Here is a 19034-nt window from a genome sequence, read left to right on the forward strand (position 1 = left end):
CATTAAGCGCAGATATAGTTGATTAAAGGGCTTGAAGCCAGTTGGGGGGCATGCGAACCTAAGCGCCAAAGCTAAAGGAGTGCTATTGATCATGCCATTTTCTCAATCTTTTTCTGTCGCCGAAATCATCGGCCTTCTCGCCATTGCCTTCTTAGGCCTGTTGATCGGTGCTCTGCTCAATCAAAGACTCACCCGCCAACGCTGGCAACTACACAAAGACCAACTTGAGCAAGAAATGCGTCAAGTAAATGAAGATGCAGAATTATCCTTAGCACAACAGCAAATTTTGGTCGATGACAAAGAAGCGCAATTACGTCAATACCAACAACGCCTTGAGCTCAAAATTGAACAACTGGGCAAAGCCGAGGCCTTAGCCGAACGCGTGCCCACCTTAGAGCAGCAATTAAATGATAGCCAGCGCCGTCAGTTAGAGATCCAATTAGCCCTGTCGAAATCCAATGCCATGCAGCAAACCATTCAAGCCAAGGCCGATGCCCAGCAAGAATCGCTGCAGGATAAAATTGCCAGCTTAGAATCGGCCGAAGTGCGTTTGCAAACCCAATTTGAAAACCTCGCAAACCGTATTTTTGAAGAACGTAGCGAAAACTTTAAGCACCAAAATGCCAGCCAACTCGAAGGCGTACTTGGGCCATTAAAACAACAGCTTGAAGGATTCAGACAGCAAATTCGTGAATCCTACACCCACGAACAATCCGAGCGCAGCGCCCTCAAACATCAGCTTGAGCACTTAAGGGAGCTCAACCTTAAGATGAGCCAAGATGCCATCAACCTGACCAAAGCGCTCAAGGGTGATAACAAGCAGCAAGGTAACTGGGGTGAAGTGATCCTCGATCGCGTACTGCAGGAAAGCGGCCTACGTGAAGGCCATGAGTACCATACTCAGCAAGATCTCAAGGATGATAGCGGTAAACGCTTTAAGCCGGATGTGATTGTGCATCTGCCAGAAAATAAAGATGTGGTCATCGATGCTAAGATGTCGTTGGTCAGTTATGAGCGCTACTTCAACAGTGAAGATCCGGCACTGCGCCAACAGGCCATTAACGAGCATGTCATTTCAATTCGCAGTCACATTAAAGGCTTAAGTCAAAAGGATTATCAACATCTGCATGGCCTTAAGAGTCTCGATTATGTGTTGATGTTTATTCCTATCGAACCGGCATTTTTACTGGCATTGGAGCATGATCCTAGCCTAGTCAATTTTGCCCTTGAGCAGAATATCATGCTTGTTAGTCCAACGAATTTGTTGGTAGCCCTGCGCACAATTAACAATATTTGGCGCTACGAATATCAAAATCAACACGCACAAACCATTGCAAAACAAGCGGGTCGAATTTACGACAAGTTATGTGGTTATATTGAAGACATGGAAAAACTCGGCCGCGCCTTAGATAATGCGGAGAAAACCTATCACAGTGCAATGAACAAGCTGTCATCGGGCAAAGGCAACCTAGTGCGTCAAGCCCATTTAATGCAGCAGCTCGGGGTCGATACCAGCAAACAACTAGATAAAATGCTGCTAGAAAAAGCGCTCAATGAAGCCCAAGACGATAACGACACTCAGGATGACGACGCTGAACTTAATCTATCGCATACCCGCGATCCTAAGGACACAGAACTCGAGCCTGTCGAGTGCAATGATAGATAACAAGAATTGAACACCCATTAATTACCTCAAATCGATACGGACATGTCGATTGATACCTTGATGCCCGGAGGCAAACGCTCCATGTGCAAAGCAGTTATAAATGTGGTTATATCCAGTGCAATATTGCTCGCAGGCGCATTGAATGCCCCTGCTGCACTTGCGTTAACGTCAACGCAGAAAACCTTTCTTGAGGCCGAAAAAGCCCTGAAGAAGCAAGATTATGCAACCTATAAACCCCTACGGGCAAAACTAGGTAATTATCCGCTCGCGATTTATTTAGATCATGATATCGACATCGGTGCTCTTAATGCCTTACAGGGTTATGCAGCTAAAGCCTTGATTGAAAAATATGAAACCACACCCATGTACAATAGGTTACGGTCTAAATATTTAAACAATGCTGGTAGCCAAAAACGCTGGAATGATTATCTTGCGATCACCCCAGAAGCGCCTACCGACATCCGCCTGCAGTGTTATTACTATGAGGCGAAACTCGCCAAGGGCGATCTAAAAACGGCTTATGCGGCCGCACAATCACTTTGGGTATTTGGGGGTTCGCGACCAAAGGAATGTGATCCTCTTTTCAACACATGGACCAAAGCCGGTAAACGCACTCAAGATGTCGTATGGGCGCGAATGATGCTGAGTTTCGAGGCTGGCGAAACGAGTTTACTGAGTTTTTTATCCCAAAAAATCACCACCCATAGTAACGAAGCTAAGCGTTTAGTCGCCGTCTATAAAGATCCCAATAGCCTGCGCCATACCGAAAAGTTTAAAGATAAAAATCCCATTGTCGGTGACATTGTTGCCGCAGGATTAAAACGCCTTGCCCGTAAGGATCTCGACCAAGCCATTAATTTGTATGAACGGTATCAAAAGGCCCATCGTTTTACCCCAGAACAAGCGCAGCAACTCGATAAATACCTTGTTCGCCGCATTTTAATTGAACAAGATGATAACTATAAAAACTATGTCGACAATGTGCTCACTGAGCTGAAAAATGACGACTTATTTGAGCGCCGTTTAAGATGGGCTATCCGCGATCACGACATGCGCAGTATTGCCCGTTACTTGAACCTACTCCAACCAGAAACCTTAGCAAAGGAACGTTGGCAATACTGGCTTTATCGCACAAATGCCAAAGAAGCGCCTGAAAGCGCCATAAAAGCGCTCGCGACAATCAGTAATGAACGTAATTTTTACGGTTTTGCTGCTGCGCAGTTCTTAAATAAACCGGTATCACTCAATCAAAGCCCTGAGCCTGTTGTTGATGCCAATAGCCAAAAGTTAACCGATGATCTGGGTTTTGTGCGCGTGCAAGAGTTAATGGCGCTCGACCGTTATTTTGATGCTCGCTATGAATGGATGTCGCTACTAAAACGCAGTGACAATACGATGCGAGCACGCTATGGACGCTATGCCCATGAACAGGGCTGGTACGATTTTGGTGTTGAAGCCAGTATTCAAGGTAAGTTGTGGGATGATATTCCTCTACGCTTCCCTATGGCACACCAAGCGGGTTTTGAGCACGCCAGCAAAAAGCATAGGGTTAACATCGATGAGATCCGTGCGATTAGCCGCCGCGAAAGTGCCTTCTATCTTTATGCGACCTCGGGCGTAGGTGCCCGTGGTCTAATGCAAATTATGCCTGCCACGGCCAAAGCTACCGCCAAAAAACACGGGGCCAGATATAGCGATCCAAAGGATCTCTACAGCGCAGAGCTTAACCTCAATCTTGGTAGCGCTTACTATGCCCAGTTGTTGAAAGAGTTTAACCAAAACCGCATCCTCGCCACGGCTGCTTATAACGCGGGTCCCTCTCGCGTGCGTCGCTGGTTATCAAACTCTGATGGCAAACTCGATGCCATGGGCTTTATCGAGGCGATTCCCTTTACTGAAACCCGTGAATATGTTCAAGCCGTCCTCAGCTATCGATTGATTTATGAGGCGCAAAAGCAAAAAGCACAGCCGTTATTCAGCGAAGCTGAGCTTAAGTTTGCTTACTAACTCGTGACATGAAAAGGAACTCGATACTCAGCTGCATCGAGTTCCTACTTTTCAGCATACCCTAGGGTAACGCTCATGCTTTAACCACCAAAAATTCTAAATGATATTCTCTAAATTCAAATAATTAGCAAAGCGAATAATTATTCAGCAATCACGCCGTTTTATCGAAAACTTGTTTGCACTGAAAGGTATTAAATGCGAATAATTAGTATTAAAGCATTAAGAATCCCATTACACCCATGATTAACCTTAGTTCGTTAACGCTTAGCTGCGAATACCAACCCTTTGTCAATCCTCATACTTTAGCCATCGACGGCTATGAAGCCTTAGCACGCTTTTACTTGCCTAATGGTGATGCGGTTGCACCTAATATTGTGTTCGAGCAATTGCATGAATCCACAGAAATACTCGCTGCAGTTGAATATCAAGCCAAGGCATTTCAACTCATCCATGCGCCGAGTCAGCAGCGAATTTTTATCAATGTTGATCCCCACGCCGTCGATGGACCACATACCGCCAAGCTCATTCGTTTACTGTCCCACTATGAACGAGTCACGGTCGAGATCATCGAAAACACCTGCATTAACGATGCCCAGCTGGCCAGTCAATTATTCACTCAATTTAAACAAGCTAAGATACATGTGGCGCTGGATGATATTGGTGCGCCCCACTCCATGCTCAGTGTCGATCTGATGATGAACGTGGATTATCTTAAATTTGACCGTCATTGGTTAACGCACATAACACACCCAGAGGGAGCCCAATTATTAATTGCATTGGTCAACTTTGCCAAAAAGACTCACAAACAATGCATTTTAGAAGGCATAGAAACTGAAGCTCACTTAGCCTTTGCGCGGGATATCGGTGTCGACTTTGTCCAAGGCTTTTTGTTTAAATCCTGGTTTATTCGCCCCACCAGCAGCCAAGCACTGTGCCTTACGTAAGATCAGGCTAAAACGGTTTACATTCGCGCCACCACCCCACTCAAGACCAAACCTAATGCTGTCGAGTAATTGATTTAGCACTAGAAATGCCACTGGATATACGGGCTATGATCCGCCATAGTGATAACGCACATCAGCTTGCAAATGCACCTTAAGCACACTTCCAAATGTATTAGGAGTCGCCCGTGGCACAATCTGGGATCAGCGAATTACTACAACAACTCGAACAAGTATTGCTGGGCAAGCCTAGACAAATTCGTCTCGCTTTAGCCTGTATTCTCGCCCGTGGGCACCTGTTGATTGAAGACTTACCCGGCATGGGTAAAACCAGTATTTCCCATGGTATAGCCCAAAGCTTAGGTTTGAGCTATCAGCGGATCCAATTCACCAGTGACATGCTGCCTGCCGACATTCTCGGCGTATCGATTTTTGATAAACATCAAGCACAATTTATCTTTCATCCTGGACCGATTTTTAAGCAGATGATTTTGGCCGATGAAATTAATCGCGCCAGCCCTAAGACACAAAGCGCTTTGCTTGAAGCGATGGCAGAACAACAAATCTCCGTCGATGGCATCACCCATAGATTGCCCAATCCTTTCTTTGTGATCGCGACCCAAAATCCCACCGATCAATCCGGTACATTTTCGCTACCAGAATCGCAGCTCGACAGATTTATGATGCGTCTGTCTATTGGTTATCCAAGCCACGATGCTGAACTCGCTATGCTTAAGAGCAATCATAACCACTTAACCTTAGATCAATTGCCCCAATGCCTGACACCGATGGCCTTAATGCAACTGCAAGAGCAGTGCGACAAAGTCAGCGCTTCCGATGCCTTACTCAATTATATTCTGGCCTTAGTGAGTTTTTCCCGTAGCCAAAGTGACAGCGTGGGGTTATCACCGCGTGCCACCAAAGCGCTATTACAAGCGGCTAAGGCATGGGCCTTTTTAGAAGGTCGACATTATTTAGTCCCAGAAGATGTGCAAGCGGTATTTTGTTGTGTAGCGGAGCATAGACTCAGAACCAGTAGCCAATTACAGGGTGAAGCCCTATCTGAGCGAATTCTCGCCAGCGTTAACCCTATTATGTAGCAAGATACTGTAATGAGGAGATATCGCTAAAGTATGCAGTTAACCCATTAAACTAAGGAAATAACTCAGAAGTGAAACGACTGATACTCCCGACTTTCATTCCGACGTTAGTCCCGATTTGGCAACGTTGGTTAGCAAGACGCTTGCCACCGAGTCCCGAAATAACCTTAAGCCATCGCAGCATTTTTATTCTGCCGAGCGGTTTTGGGTTAGTTTGGCTTGGTCTGGTTTTACTCTTATACTTATTCGGTACTAACTATCAAAACAACTTAGTCATTGGCCTCAGCATCTTACTCCTAAGCCTCTTTAATACCTGCATTCTCTACAGTTACAAAAATCTGGCCGGCTTACATGTACGGGCCACGACGCCGCCCGAAGTCTATGCGGGCGAAACCTTAACTTTTCCTGTCCTTATCAACACTCACCATAGTGGCCATAACATACAACTTAACTATCCGCATAATCGCACTTATACGGTGCAGAACCTGGGTACAGATGAACAACAAGCGCTCGTGCCCTTCGAATATCATCAGCGGGGTCATGTGTCACCGGGTCGGCTCAAAATTGAATCCTTCTATCCCTTAGGGCTTTGCCGCGCATGGTCCAATGTGGATTTGGCCATTAGTCACTTAGTCTTTGCCCAGCCGATTGAAGCGCCGCTGCAGCTTGAGGCTGATCATACCCAGTCGGAGCACGATCCCCTGTTACTGGCGGGTAAACATGTGTCGGGTATCGATGAGTTTAAAGGCCTTAAACCCCATGTGCTCGGCGAATCCCTCAAGCAAGTGGCATGGAAACAATGGGCACAGGGTCGCGGCATGCTGACTAAAGAATTCCAGCAGCCCCAAGGTGATCCCGTCTGGTTAAGGCTCAGACCCGATACCCAACGCCTCGAAACCCAATTGAGTCAGCTAAGCTGGCAAGTCAATAAACTCACGCAACTTGAGCAGTATTTTGGCTTACATCTGCAAAACCCAATGGGAGACGATGTGCTGATCGCGCCCGCGATAGGCAATCACCATAGGATCGCCTGTCAAAAAGCCATTGCCTTATATCCACAATTAGCGCCTTCAGCGGCGAAGCCCCCATATCAGTCATCAGCCGCTAATCACCCACAAAAAACGAATCAAGCTCCCCGCAAGCAGCATCATATCCCTACTTCGAGGGAGCAAGTATGAAGTTAGCGGCCAATAGCACGACACCTCAAATCGGCGACAATATTAGCCGCCAGACACTTTTTTGGTTATTGATCACCAATATTGCGGTATTAAGCCCACTATTTGATAAAACCACGCCTTGGACTTTGGGCATTTGCGCTATCTGTTTGCTGTGGCGTGTGGGGATTTATGTCGGCAAAGTGGCAAAACCACCGCGTTTTTTGGTGACCTGTCTTGCGATCGGCGCCGCAACCACACTGGCACTCGTTTCAAAGGAAATCGGCTTACTCAATGCGCTAGTGAATCTGCTGCTGTTAGGTTATGCCTTAAAATACATTGAAATGCGTAATCAAAGGGATGTGCGCGTTGTCGTCCTCGCGGGCTATTTTATTATCGCGCTGACCTTTATTGATCACCAATCCTTACTCAATACCGCGCATTTACTCGTGGTGACGTTGATCAACACCTGCGTGCTCGTGACTTTGTATCAAGATAAGCAATCCTTAAAACACACGGCTTGGATCGGTGGCAAATTTTTACTCCAGAGCCTTCCCCTCGCGCTGCTGTTATTTTTAGTGTTACCGCGTCTTGCACCGCTCTGGTTAGTGCCCAACATGAAAGAAGCCCAAACGGGCTTGTCCGATAGTCTGGCGATTGGTGATATAGGTAAGCTCACCCGTTCGACTGAACTTGCCTTTAGGGCGAGTTTTACCAATGCAACGCCCATTAATGCCGAGTTATATTGGCGCGCCCTCGTGATGGAGCACTATGATGGTGTCACTTGGCGCCAAGACGCGGGGATTAAACAGTTGCAAAAAGATGCGCTGCTGTTTCCGCCCTCTCGGCCCAGCCCAGCTTTGATGGTCAATAATCCTGATCCCATGAGTGATTCCATGAGTAATAGTCCTGCTTCGATAAGCAGTGAAGATCAAGAGATGGCATCAAGTGCGCAAGATAAGCATAGTATTCGTTATCAAGTAATTGCTGAGCCGAGCCACCAGCCGTGGTTATTTGGTCTCGATGTGGCCTATAGCCAAGATGATAACGTGGTCAATATGCCCGACTATCGGCTGTTGGCGCTGCGCAATATCGATCAGCGAATGAGTTATCAAGTAGAGTCTTGGCCTAAGGCTAAGATGGATCTCAGGCTATCGGCGCGGCAAAGGCAGATTAACCTCGAACTGCCGAACCAAAGTAATCCACGCACTTTAACGTTAGCTGAGCAGTTTAAGACTCAGTATCCCGCGCCTAAGCCACGACTATGGGCCATGATGGGCCACTTTAATAGTGAGCCTTTCTTCTACACTCTCACGCCGCCTCCCCTTGGGCCGCAGCAAGTGGATGATTTCTTATTTGAAAACAAAGCCGGTTTTTGCGTGCACTATGCCGCAGCCTTCATTTTTATGGCGCGGGCCACAGGCTTACCCGCGCGTATGGTCACAGGCTATCAGGGCGGTGAATTTAATCCGCAAGCGGGTTACTACAGTGTATATCAATATATGGCCCACGCATGGGCTGAGGTTTGGCTTGAAGATGAAGGTTGGGTGCGTTTCGACCCCACCGCTATGGTGGCGCCCGATCGTATCGAACAAGGTTTCGACGCCCAATTTGATCCCGAGCAAAGTTACCTGCAGGAAAGCCCTTTTAGTAGCTTACGATTTAAATCAATGCCTTGGCTCAATGAGTTAAGACAACGTTTTGCCAGCATAGATTATTACTGGAGCGTGTGGGTACTGGGTTTTAACCAAGAGAAGCAGAATCAAGTGCTCAGTGGCATTTTAGGCGATGTGACTCACACTAAAATCGCGGTCTTTATGGGGATCTGTATCAGCCTTATCGTGCTCTATATCGCCTACAGTGCGGGCTTATTACATTTTAGAGTTCAAGGCGATCCCATTAGTACTCGTTATCAACAGCTCTGTAATCGTCTCGCACACCATGGCATTAAGCGCAAAGACAGTGATGGACCAAATCAATTTGCGCAGCAGATTATTGAGCAATACCAACACAGTGCACCAAAGCTTTGCACGCTGTTCCAAACCTTGACCCAAAGTTATGTAGCGCTGAAGTACCAAGATTTACCGGCTAAAGACTATCAAGCGCATTTAACCGCATTTAAAGCGGCGGCGAAGCAACTCAACTGGTTATTGCTCAGAGCCAAAGTGAAAGATAAGTTCAATCTAGCCTAGCATTTGTAAACTGAACATTATCCGGCCAAGTTTCATCGATTCAAGGCTCAGTAAACACCTAAAATTGCGAGTTAATTCCACAGAAGCAGCAATAGTGTTGAATCTTATAAATCAAACACATAGAATTGTTTTACTGTCACCATGCCGAGTTGCACATGCTAAAGTTAATCCAGTCCAATCAGATGGAAGTGCTCTGCGCCCATTTAGCCGCTTACCTGACCCAACCCCTTGCTTTTGCACGTCTACTGAGTAACGAGCATATTCTGGTGCAGAGTCCTGGCATGTCGACTTGGCTGCGCCTCGAAATCGCCAAACAGAATGGAATTGCCGCCGCATTGGAATTCCCGCTGCCATCGAGCTTTACCTGGCAGTTGTGCCATGACTTATTGCCCAATGTGCCTAAGGATAACGCCTTCACTAAGGCGGCAATGACGTGGAAGCTAATGCAACTCTTACCGCGCATGCTACAAAATGACGCCTTTGGGCCGTTGAGACACTATCTAGGGCATGTGCAAGGTAATAGCCTAGACAATATGCTAGACAGCACGTCCACCACAAATACCGCCGACACGAATGAACAGCACAACACCCGTGATATGACGGCTGATGATATTAAGCTGTACCAACTCTGTGGCCGCATCGCCGATATCTTCGACCAATACTTAGTGTATCGCCCCGATTGGATTTTAGCGTGGGAGCAAAACGAGCATCCCGACTCACTCACCAAGCCGCTGAATGAAGACCAACGCTGGCAACCCATTTTATGGCGCGCACTCATTGCCTTTAATCGTGATGAGCTTAATCAAAGCCATTACCACAGGGCCAACCTGCACAGTGACTTAATTGCCGCGCTGAATCATCCCGACACGTCACTCGCCAAATTACCGCAACGCCTATTTGTGTTTGGCATTTCCTCGATGGCGCCGCAAACCCTTGAAGTGCTTTACCATCTAGCAGGCCGTATCGATGTGATCGTACTGGGTTTAAGCCCGTGTCAGCACTATTGGGGCGACATTGTTGATCCCCGTAATCGGGCTCGCATGGCGGTGCAATATGCGGGTAAACGCCAATTAGCCGAACTGTGGGAAGATAAACTCGAAGTGGGCAATCCGCTGCTTGCCAATAACGGCAAGATGGGCCGTGAATTACTCGATATGCTGCTTGAGCTCCCCGCCGAACACTGCGACTTTGGCGATGATGTGTATTGTGAACCCTGTGACGATCCCAACTCGCCACACAGTCACGCCAGCATGCTCCACGGCGTGCAATACGATATTTTAGAGATGCAAACCTTAGACAGAGTGCTAGGGCCAGATGCCGAGCTGTACCAAAATGTCGAGAACAGACGCCTACTAAAGCGCGACGATGAATCCATTCGAGTCAAGAGTTGTCACAGCCCACTGCGGGAAATCGAAACCCTGCACGATCACTTGCTTGAGTTACTCAGCAATAATGTCGACCTGACACCCAAAGACATAGTGGTCATGATGCCCGATGTCGCCGCCTACGCGCCCTACATCGATGCTGTCTTCTCGGCGAAGCAAGGCCTGCATTACATTCCCTACGCCATTGCCGACCGCGGCGCAGCGCAGGAATCACCGCTCATCAATAGCTTTTTAAATTTACTCGGGATTAATCAAAGTCGTTTTGGTCTGACCGACATTTTGAGCATACTCGAAGTGCCCGCCATTTTGCGCCGTTTCCAGCTCGATGACGATGAATTGCAACTGATCCGCCGCTGGTTAGATGAAGCGGGCGTGCGCTGGGGCCGCGATGAACAAAGCCGCCTTAAACAAGGTGTGCCAGCGTTTGAGCAAAACTCGTGGGCCTTTGGTATTAAAAGGCTGATTTTAGGTTACGCCTTGAGTGACGATGCGCCGCTCTATCAAGACCATCTTGTCGTCACTGGCATCGAAGGCCAATCGGCGCAGGCGTTAGGTAAGCTACTCAATTTTATTGAAGTACTCGATGAAACGGCACAAATACTCGCCCTGCCGCAAGTGGGCGCCCTGCGTTTAGCGGAATTAACTGAGCTACTAGATGCCTTCTACGACACAGATGAAGACGAACGCGAACAATTACAGGAAATCCGCGATGCCATTGCCGCCCTAGAGCAAGAGTTACTGTCAGCGGGCAGGCCCTTAGATACAAGAACGTTGGATACAAACCCGTTAGCGCCGCTAGCCCAAGAGAACATAAGCGGACTGAGCCTCAGTATTGAAGTGCTGCAACAGTGGTTTAATCAACGCTTAACCGAATCTCGGGTCGGCCAGCGTTATCTTGCGGGGAGTGTTAACTTTTGTACCTTAATGCCGATGCGCTCGATTCCTTTTAAGGTCGTGTGTTTACTCGGCATGAACGATGGGGTTTATCCTAGGGTTCAGCATCCCGTCGGCTTTGATTTAATGGCGCATTTCGGTGCCCGTAAAGGCGATCGCTCCCGCCGCCTCGATGACAGATATTTGTTTTTAGAAGCCTTATTGTCGGCGCGGGAACAACTGTATATCAGCTATATTGGCCGCAGCGAACGGGATAACTCTGAGCGTATCGCCTCTATGCTCGTCTCTGAACTGATTGAATATTGTCAGCTGTGCTATCTACCTGAAACGCTATTGGCTCAATCGCAAAACGCTTCAAGCCCCATAGACCCAGAGGATGCCGAAAAAGCCCTCTATAACGCAATTGTCAGCCACCAGCCGCTGCAACCCTTTGATCCCAAGTTGTATCAAGCCACAGTAAAAAATGATGACAAAGATGGCTCAAACATAAGCCAACATAACTCAGGCATAGGCCAAAGTTACAGCCTGCAATGGTGTCCGCCCAATACGGATGCTGCGGGCACACATGCAGGCTGCTTTATCGGCGCGCAAACTCGCATTATGCTCGACGCGGATGAACAAGACTCAGTGCCAGATTCTGAGCACGAACAACAGCAAAGTAAGCAAGTGGATGTGTCAGCCCTGATCCGTTTCTTTCGAAATCCGGCGCAGTACTTCTTCAACCGTACGTTAAAAGTCGATCTCAGCCTTAATATTCAGGCTGATGATAATGACGAGCCCTTTAGCTTGAATGCCCTAGAGCGCTATATGTTACAGGCCAAGTTACTCGACGATGCCGTAGGCCAAGGCCTAACTGAGCCTGATATCGAGCTGATTAAACGCCTCAAAGCCAGTGGCACTTTGCCCATGCAGCCCTTCGATGATTTGCTATTGCGCCAATATCAGCATGATATTAAACCTTTGATTGGCAGAACTTTGTTCCTCAAGGGAGAACAAGCCAGCAGCCATGCGGATATTAAACTCGTGTTTGACTTGCCCATCACGGCGGGTAACTCCCAGCAAGTGTTACTGCAAGGCCGTATTGATGACATCAGTCCTAAGGGATTAGTCAATTACCGCCCTGGTAGCGCCCACGGCCGCGATGTGCTGAGGTTGTACCTTCGCCACCTGTGTTTAATGGCAATGGGCCACACACATGCAAGCTATCTACTCGACATGGGGCACTTCCACGCCTTGGCTCCAATCACTGCTGAGCGCGCCCATGCGTTACTGGCCGATTTGTTGGTGTTGTTTTACCAAGGCCAACAACACCCACTGTGTTTTATGCCGCGCACGTCACTGGCCTACGTCAGCTGCGAGGGTGAGCACGATGAGCGTTTGCAGCAAGCGTTACCCGAATGGTTAGATGAGCAGAGTCAATTGGGTGAAACTGCTTTTGGAGAAGGAAATGAACCCCATTACCAGCGATTATTCAGTTTCCCGCGGGATTTCTCTGAGGATAGCTTTGGCGCATTAGCCGAGCGTATCTATCGCCCTATGGTGAGTTTATATCTCAAAGACACGCTGGCTCAGCTTGAGGAATTTGCGCTCAACGATGGCATGAGCCAAGGCCCTGCTAATGAACACGCGACTGACACACAAGCTCTCGCACCACATTTGAACCGCAATAGCGCACAGGGAGAGCAAGCATGAGTGAACAGATGCCGTTGAACACACAAGCCTTACCGTCTGCACCACAAGCGCTTGATCCTCTCACTCTGCCCTTTGGCGGTAGTCGTCTTATTGAGGCCAGCGCTGGCACAGGTAAAACCTACACGATTTCAGGTCTTTACTTACGCTTATTGCTTGGTGATGGCATTCCTGCGCCGCTCACCTGCGAACAAATTCTCGTGGTTACCTTCACCAATGCGGCCACCGAAGAGTTAAGGGATCGTATTCGTCGCCGTATTCAAGTCGCCTTTAAGTGCTTCTTAGGGCTAACGATTGCCGATCCCTTTGTGCAGGCGCTGTATGACAACATCCCAGAGAGTGAACGCGCCATTGCCTTGAGACGTTTCGATCTCGCCCTTAAATCCCTCGATGAAGCGGCGATTTTTACCATTCACGGTTTCTGTCAGCGAATTTTATCGGATCTCGCCTTTGAGTCCTCCTTGCTGTTCGAATCGGACTTTACCTTGGACGACAGCGAATTTTTGCACCATGCGGTGCGAGATTTTTGGCGTGAGGCCTGTTATCCGCTGCCCGATTACTTAGCACAAATCATTGCCAAGGAATTTGGCGAGCCCGATGGTTTAGTCAAACAGTTGCGACCGCTCCTTGGCGCCAGTCAAGCAAAGCCTCTGAAACCCGCGCTTAAGTTTGATGCCTTAGCCCTGTCACTACGCCAAAGTTTAGAGCGCTTTAAATTAGCTTGGCCAAGGGGACGCGATGGCTTATTGGCATTGCTACACAGTTTGCCACTCAACGGCACCCGCTTTGGCAAAGCAACGGATAAGTACCCCAAGCTCGCCGCCATGTTCGATGCATTAGATAACTGGCTCGCCTTCGGGCATGGGTTGCCGCCGCTGAAAGAGTTAGAAGCCTTATCGCTGTCTGAGTTAAAACTCAACAAGGGCGGCGTCATCCCAAGTGTGAGCGAAGCACCACTGATGGATCATATGGAGCAACTCGCCACATTGATTGCCGCCATTAAACCAGCATTTTTATATAGCGCGAAACTCGGCATAAGCGAGCGATTTGCCCAGCAAAAACAACAAAAAAATGTGCTGACCCCTGATGACTTACTCACGACATTAGCGAGCGCGTTAAACGCCAATAATGAAACCTTGCCCAAAGCCGTGGCAACACGTTTCCCCGTCGCGCTTATTGATGAATTCCAAGATACCGATCCGCTGCAATTTGCGATCTTCTCTGGCATCTACCAAGACCGTTACTCGTTTGAACAAAGCAAAAACGATACAGAAAATAAGCTTAGCCTGTTGATGATTGGCGATCCTAAGCAAGCCATTTATGCCTTCCGTGGTGCCGATATCCATACCTACATTGAGGCCCGTCATCATACGCAGGCGCACTATCATCTGGATACCAACTACCGCTCAAGCGCAAACATGGTCGCTGGGGTCAACCATCTGTTTAGTCAGCATAATGATCCTTTTATCAGTCAATCGATCCCCTTTGATAGCGTGAAAACGCCCAGCAGTGCTAAAGGGAAAATCCTCACTGAAAAAACCGCAAACCCCGCCGCCTTAAGATTAAGACTCTTAAGCGAAAGCGCAGAAAACGGCCTCAACAAAACCACGGCAAGACACTTGCTCGCCGAAGACGCGGCGGCACAAATTACCCGTTTACTGACAGATGCGGCCAATGGCGAATGCCACAGCCCGAAAGGGCCTTTGATCGCTAAAGACATCGCTATCCTAGTGCGGGATCGCAACGAGGCGGCAGTGATGAAAACCGCATTAAGTAAACGCCACATAGGCGCGGTGTTTTTAAGTCGCGACAGTGTGTTCGATACCCTTGAAGCGCGGGAAATGGCGTTAATTTTGCGATCTCTGGCGAACCCTAAAGATGAACGGGCACTGCGCAGCGCCCTAGCCACGGCATTATTAGGTTATAGCGCCGAGCAAATTCATGCCTTTAACCAAGATGAAGAGCACAGACAGCTGTTATTAGAGCAGTTTTTTAACTTACACCAAGTGTGGCAAAAACGCGGCATCATGCCCGCGCTATTAAGCCTTGCCAATAGCACTAAGTTGATTGACCGTTTACTGCACACCGCCAGTGCTGAGGTAGATGCTCAAGAGCAAGATGCCACAAACGGTGAGCGTCGCCTGACGGATTTTCGCCACCTTGCCGAACTATTACAGCAAAAGGCCACCGAACTTGATGGTATGAGCGCCCTGCTCAATTGGTATGAACAGCAACGGATTGATAACACAGGCACCGATGAACAGCAGCTGCGCCTTGAGAGCGAGCAGAATCTGGTGCAAATTGTGACTATCCATAAGAGTAAGGGCCTTGAGTATCCCGTGTGTTTTGTGCCCTTTGTCAGCCTAGCCCGTGATAATCGGCGCCGCCCGACGCCTATGCTGTACCACAGAACCAACGATGCAGGTGAGCAAGAGCTAGTGTGGGATATCGAAGGCACGGATGACGGTTGGGAGCGCGCCAAACAAGAAACCTTGGCCGAAGACTTGCGCCTTTTGTATGTGGCCCTCACTCGCCCTGTGTATTTGTGTTACTTGTATATCGCCAACCACAGTCGTCAGCTTAAAAATGGTCTTAAAAGTCAGCTGCATGAAACCGCTATCGGCTATCTGCTCGGCATAGGCGACTCAGAATGTGACTTTGCCCGTATCTGCAATGCTGCGCAGCAGCTCGCCCAAGATGTGGAAGCCATAAGTATTGATAAGGTGCCCGATGACATAGACGAGCGCCCATTGCCCTCAAGCCAAGACATAGCGCAAATACTTAGCGCGAAAACCTTAACCCGCCAATACAGCACGCCGTGGCGAGTCGGCAGTTATTCAGGTCTCGTTAAAAATACCAGCCATGGTAAAGCCGCTCCGGGTGCCGACGATGAAATATTAGGTACGCTTGAATATACGGCTGCGCAAACACTCTCTATTCCTGAGGAGGCAAGCCATGAGCTGCAGGATGGCATGCTCAATCGCTTTAACTTTGAACGCGGCGCCAATGCCGGTAGCTTTATGCATTTAGTGTTAGAAGAGATTGATTTTACGCAGGCAGAAATCGACTTACCGCTGCAATTGCCTAAAGCTATGCTGCAATACGGTATCGCGCCCGAATGGCAAACAGTATTACATACTTGGTATTTGGATGTGCTGCATGCACCGCTCTGCGCGATACCGCACGCCTTAGAGTCGCAGGTCACGGGGCATGTAAGCGCCGTCAAACCTGCTCATCCTGATTTGTGCTTAGCCAAGTTATCGCCGCAGAATACCTTAGTCGAAATGGAGTTTTATTTACCCTTAAGCGAACTTAAAGATACTGAGCTCAATGCGCTACTGCTGCAATTTGGCTATGAGTCGACACTTAAGTTTGATGATCTCAAGGGCATGCTCAAAGGCTTTATCGATTTAACCTTTGAATACCAAGGTCAATATTATATCGCCGACTATAAGTCGAATCATTTAGGCGACAACATCAATGCCTATCATCAGAGCGCGCTGCAAAGCGCAATAACCGATCACAGGTACGATTTGCAGTACATTCTCTACTCATTGGCGCTACACAGGTATTTGAGTTTACGCCTGCCAAGTTATGACTACGATAGCCACATAGGCGGTTGTTATTACTTGTTCTTACGGGGAATGTCGGCTCAATATCCCGGCTATGGTATTTACTACGACAAGCCGCCGAAGGCACTTATTCTCGCGCTAGATTCACTTTTTAATGACAATTTATTTCACAGCAGATTGGCTCGTGCAATAGATACAGGAGTCACGGCATGATGCGCTCAACTCAAGGGCTAAATGCACATTCACTCACAGCAGCGAAATGGATAGATAATGGCGCAATTCAGCTTACAGCGCCGCTGCCAGAGCTGTTAAAACAGTGGGAGCAAGAACGACTGCTCACACCGCTCGATCGGCATTTCGCACTCGAAATGAGTCTCTTACATCCAAGCGACAGCCAACATCCCTTGTTTATTTTGCTGTGCGCGCTATTAAGCCAGCAATTATCTTCACAGCACAGTTGTCTAGTGCTCGCCCATATAGTGCCACTCAATCCCATGGCCGAACAAAATAGCCATTGTAAAATCACCTTAAGCCTCGAAGCGCTCACAGAGGCCTTACAAACCTTTGATGCCGTCGGCCAAGCGGGCAGTAACAAACCGCTTATTTTTGATAATGGCAGACTCTATTTACAACGTTATCATCAATTTGAAACCTCAGTCGCCGCCTCATTAATCCGCTTGTCCGGAAGCGTATCTAGGCAATTATCTGAAGAAGCAAACCACCAAGAGCAACCGCAAATCGCTAAGTTGAGGTCACTGCTAGATCAACTGTTTCCTGCTAATGTGAGCGATCCCCATTCACTCACTACCAATGTACTCACTAACAGTGAAGACACAGCACCCATTGATTGGCAAAAGGTCGCCACGGCCACGGCACTGGGTAAAAAACTGGCGGTGATCACTGGCGGCCCAGGTACGGGCAAAACCACCACTGTGACTAAGCTTTTATTATTGCTACAAATGGAATCACAGCAGGAAATCCGTTTAGTCGCGCCAACGGGAAAAGCGGCGGCTCGCTTAAGCGAATCAATCAAAGCCTCAAAAGCGCGTCTGGCGAAGGAACTCAGCGCCCATGCTAATGTTATTGATGAAGCTCACAATAGAAATAGCCAAGACTTTTTAACGGCACTTGGGCGTATTCCAGAGGAAGCATCAACCTTACACAGACTGCTTGGGGTGATCCCAAATTCACCGCACTTTCGCCACAACCAAGGTAATCCGCTTAGGCTCGACTTATTGATTGTCGACGAAGCCTCTATGGTCGATTTGCCCATGATGTACAAACTGCTCAGCGCACTGCCAGAGCACGCCAGTTTGATTTTACTCGGCGATCAAGACCAACTCGCCTCGGTTGAGGCTGGCGCTGTGCTCGCCGATATTTGTGCGGGCCTTAAAATACCAGTAGATCCCAATAACCTTGCTCAGAACAACATAGCGTCAAACAGCCCTGCTCTGTGGCAAATGCGCTATTCCAAGGAACAAGCCGAGCATCTGAGTGCTTTAACAGGTTTTGAGTTAACGCCCTATACCAGCAACGCCCCTAAACTTGGCGATAGCTTATGTATGCTAATGCACAGCCACAGATTTAAAGGCGATGCGGGGATTGGACTGCTCGCCAGTGCCGTCAATCGCGCAGATCTTCAAGGTATTTTGCAGGTATGGCAACAGGGACCTGCAGAATTGAGCTGGTTAGAACACAGTATGGTCGTAAGCCAAACCCAAGCCAAAGTAAGCGAGCCTGCTAATAATGTGGGACTCAATTTACTGCTGGAGCAAGCCTGCCAGCAATATGGCACTTATCTCAGCGCCTTGAATAGCGATACGAGTAATAGTGATTTAAGCAAGCGTCCAAGCACAGCTGACATCATTGAACGCTTTAACCAGTACCGTATTCTATGTGCTATGCGCTCGGGCGATTATGGGGTTGAAGGCATCAATCAGTATGTGACTCAAGCACTGGCAAATGCCAAGCTGATTAAACCACTACAGGAGTTTTATCTGGGTCGGCCGATTATCATCCAAAGCAATGACTACAACTTAGGCCTGTTTAACGGTGATATCGGATTGATTTTGCAGGATGAAGATAAACCCGAACGTTTAATGGCGCACTTTATCAAGGCCGATGGCAGCCTGTTAAAAGTCTTGCCAGCCCGTTTGCCAAGCCATGAAACCTGTTACGCCATGACAGTACACAAGAGCCAAGGCAGCGAATTTAGCCGTGTGGCCTTAGTATTGCCGCCGAGCCCCAGCCTAGCCCAATGGCAACTGCTGACCAAAGAGTTGGTCTACACCGCCATCACCCGCGCTAAAGTCCACTTTACCTGCTTAGGCACCCAGCACGTATTCGAGCGGGCCAGTAGCCAAGCAACCCAACGCGCATCGGGTCTTGCCGACCGCCTTTGGGGGTAAATGAAGCTTTGTGGTCAATGGGGAAC

Annotated in this window: 9 protein-coding genes; all 9 read left to right on the forward strand. The window is 48.4% G+C overall.

Annotation, left to right across the window (positions count from 1 at the left end; genetic code table 11):
* Positions 1-91: 91 nt before the first annotated feature.
* The 9 genes from rmuC to recD all read left to right on the forward strand — a co-directional run bounded on the left by rmuC (position 92) and on the right by recD (position 19008).
* Complete coding sequence (gene rmuC, locus ACHA99_RS05935) at positions 92-1666, forward strand: DNA recombination protein RmuC (RefSeq protein ID WP_173245045.1); 1575 nt, start codon at positions 92-94, stop codon at positions 1664-1666.
* 81 nt (positions 1667-1747) lie between these two features.
* Positions 1748-3673, forward strand: coding sequence for a transglycosylase SLT domain-containing protein (locus ACHA99_RS05940; RefSeq protein ID WP_028760024.1), 1926 nt, complete (start codon positions 1748-1750; stop codon positions 3671-3673).
* 239 nt (positions 3674-3912) lie between these two features.
* Positions 3913-4617: an EAL domain-containing protein gene (locus ACHA99_RS05945; protein WP_113939636.1), complete on the forward strand. Its 705-nt coding sequence runs from the start codon at positions 3913-3915 to the stop codon at positions 4615-4617.
* A gap of 185 nt (positions 4618-4802) precedes the next feature.
* A complete protein-coding gene (locus tag ACHA99_RS05950) occupies positions 4803-5714 on the forward strand; it encodes a MoxR family ATPase (RefSeq protein ID WP_028760026.1) in 912 nt (303 codons plus the stop codon).
* A 71-nt stretch (positions 5715-5785) separates the two neighbouring features.
* Complete coding sequence (locus ACHA99_RS05955; protein WP_393941654.1) at positions 5786-6892, forward strand: DUF58 domain-containing protein; 1107 nt, start codon at positions 5786-5788, stop codon at positions 6890-6892.
* Complete coding sequence (locus tag ACHA99_RS05960; RefSeq protein WP_393941656.1) at positions 6889-9060, forward strand: DUF3488 and DUF4129 domain-containing transglutaminase family protein; 2172 nt, start codon at positions 6889-6891, stop codon at positions 9058-9060. The genes ACHA99_RS05955 and ACHA99_RS05960 overlap by 4 nt, the downstream gene beginning before the upstream one ends.
* Before the next feature lie 155 nt (positions 9061-9215).
* A complete protein-coding gene (gene recC / locus ACHA99_RS05965; protein ID WP_393941658.1) occupies positions 9216-13031 on the forward strand; it encodes an exodeoxyribonuclease V subunit gamma in 3816 nt (1271 codons plus the stop codon).
* Positions 13028-16813: an exodeoxyribonuclease V subunit beta gene (recB, locus tag ACHA99_RS05970; RefSeq protein WP_393941660.1), complete on the forward strand. Its 3786-nt coding sequence runs from the start codon at positions 13028-13030 to the stop codon at positions 16811-16813. Before recC ends, recB begins: the two co-directional genes overlap by 4 nt.
* The gene (gene recD / locus ACHA99_RS05975) at positions 16810-19008 is read left to right on the forward strand and encodes an exodeoxyribonuclease V subunit alpha (protein ID WP_393941662.1); all 2199 of its coding nucleotides are present in this window, start codon (positions 16810-16812) and stop codon (positions 19006-19008) included. Before recB ends, recD begins: the two co-directional genes overlap by 4 nt.
* Positions 19009-19034 lie beyond the last annotated feature (26 nt).

The organism is Shewanella sp. S23-S33, from assembly GCF_043359565.1.
GTDB classification, from domain to species: Bacteria; Pseudomonadota; Gammaproteobacteria; order Enterobacterales; family Shewanellaceae; genus Shewanella; species Shewanella oncorhynchi.

What these genes read in the sequence shown, in the direction of transcription:
- recC (WP_393941658.1), top strand. Translation starts at nt 9,216, where the DNA reads ATGCTAAAGTTAATCCAGTCCAATCAGATGGAAGTGCTCTGCGCCCAT.
- recB (WP_393941660.1), top strand. Translation starts at nt 13,028, where the DNA reads ATGAGTGAACAGATGCCGTTGAACACACAAGCCTTACCGTCTGCACCA.
- rmuC (WP_173245045.1), top strand. Translation starts at nt 92, where the DNA reads ATGCCATTTTCTCAATCTTTTTCTGTCGCCGAAATCATCGGCCTTCTC.
- ACHA99_RS05945 (WP_113939636.1), top strand. Translation starts at nt 3,913, where the DNA reads ATGATTAACCTTAGTTCGTTAACGCTTAGCTGCGAATACCAACCCTTT.
- recD (WP_393941662.1), top strand. Translation starts at nt 16,810, where the DNA reads ATGATGCGCTCAACTCAAGGGCTAAATGCACATTCACTCACAGCAGCG.
- ACHA99_RS05940 (WP_028760024.1), top strand. Translation starts at nt 1,748, where the DNA reads ATGTGCAAAGCAGTTATAAATGTGGTTATATCCAGTGCAATATTGCTC.
- ACHA99_RS05960 (WP_393941656.1), top strand. Translation starts at nt 6,889, where the DNA reads ATGAAGTTAGCGGCCAATAGCACGACACCTCAAATCGGCGACAATATT.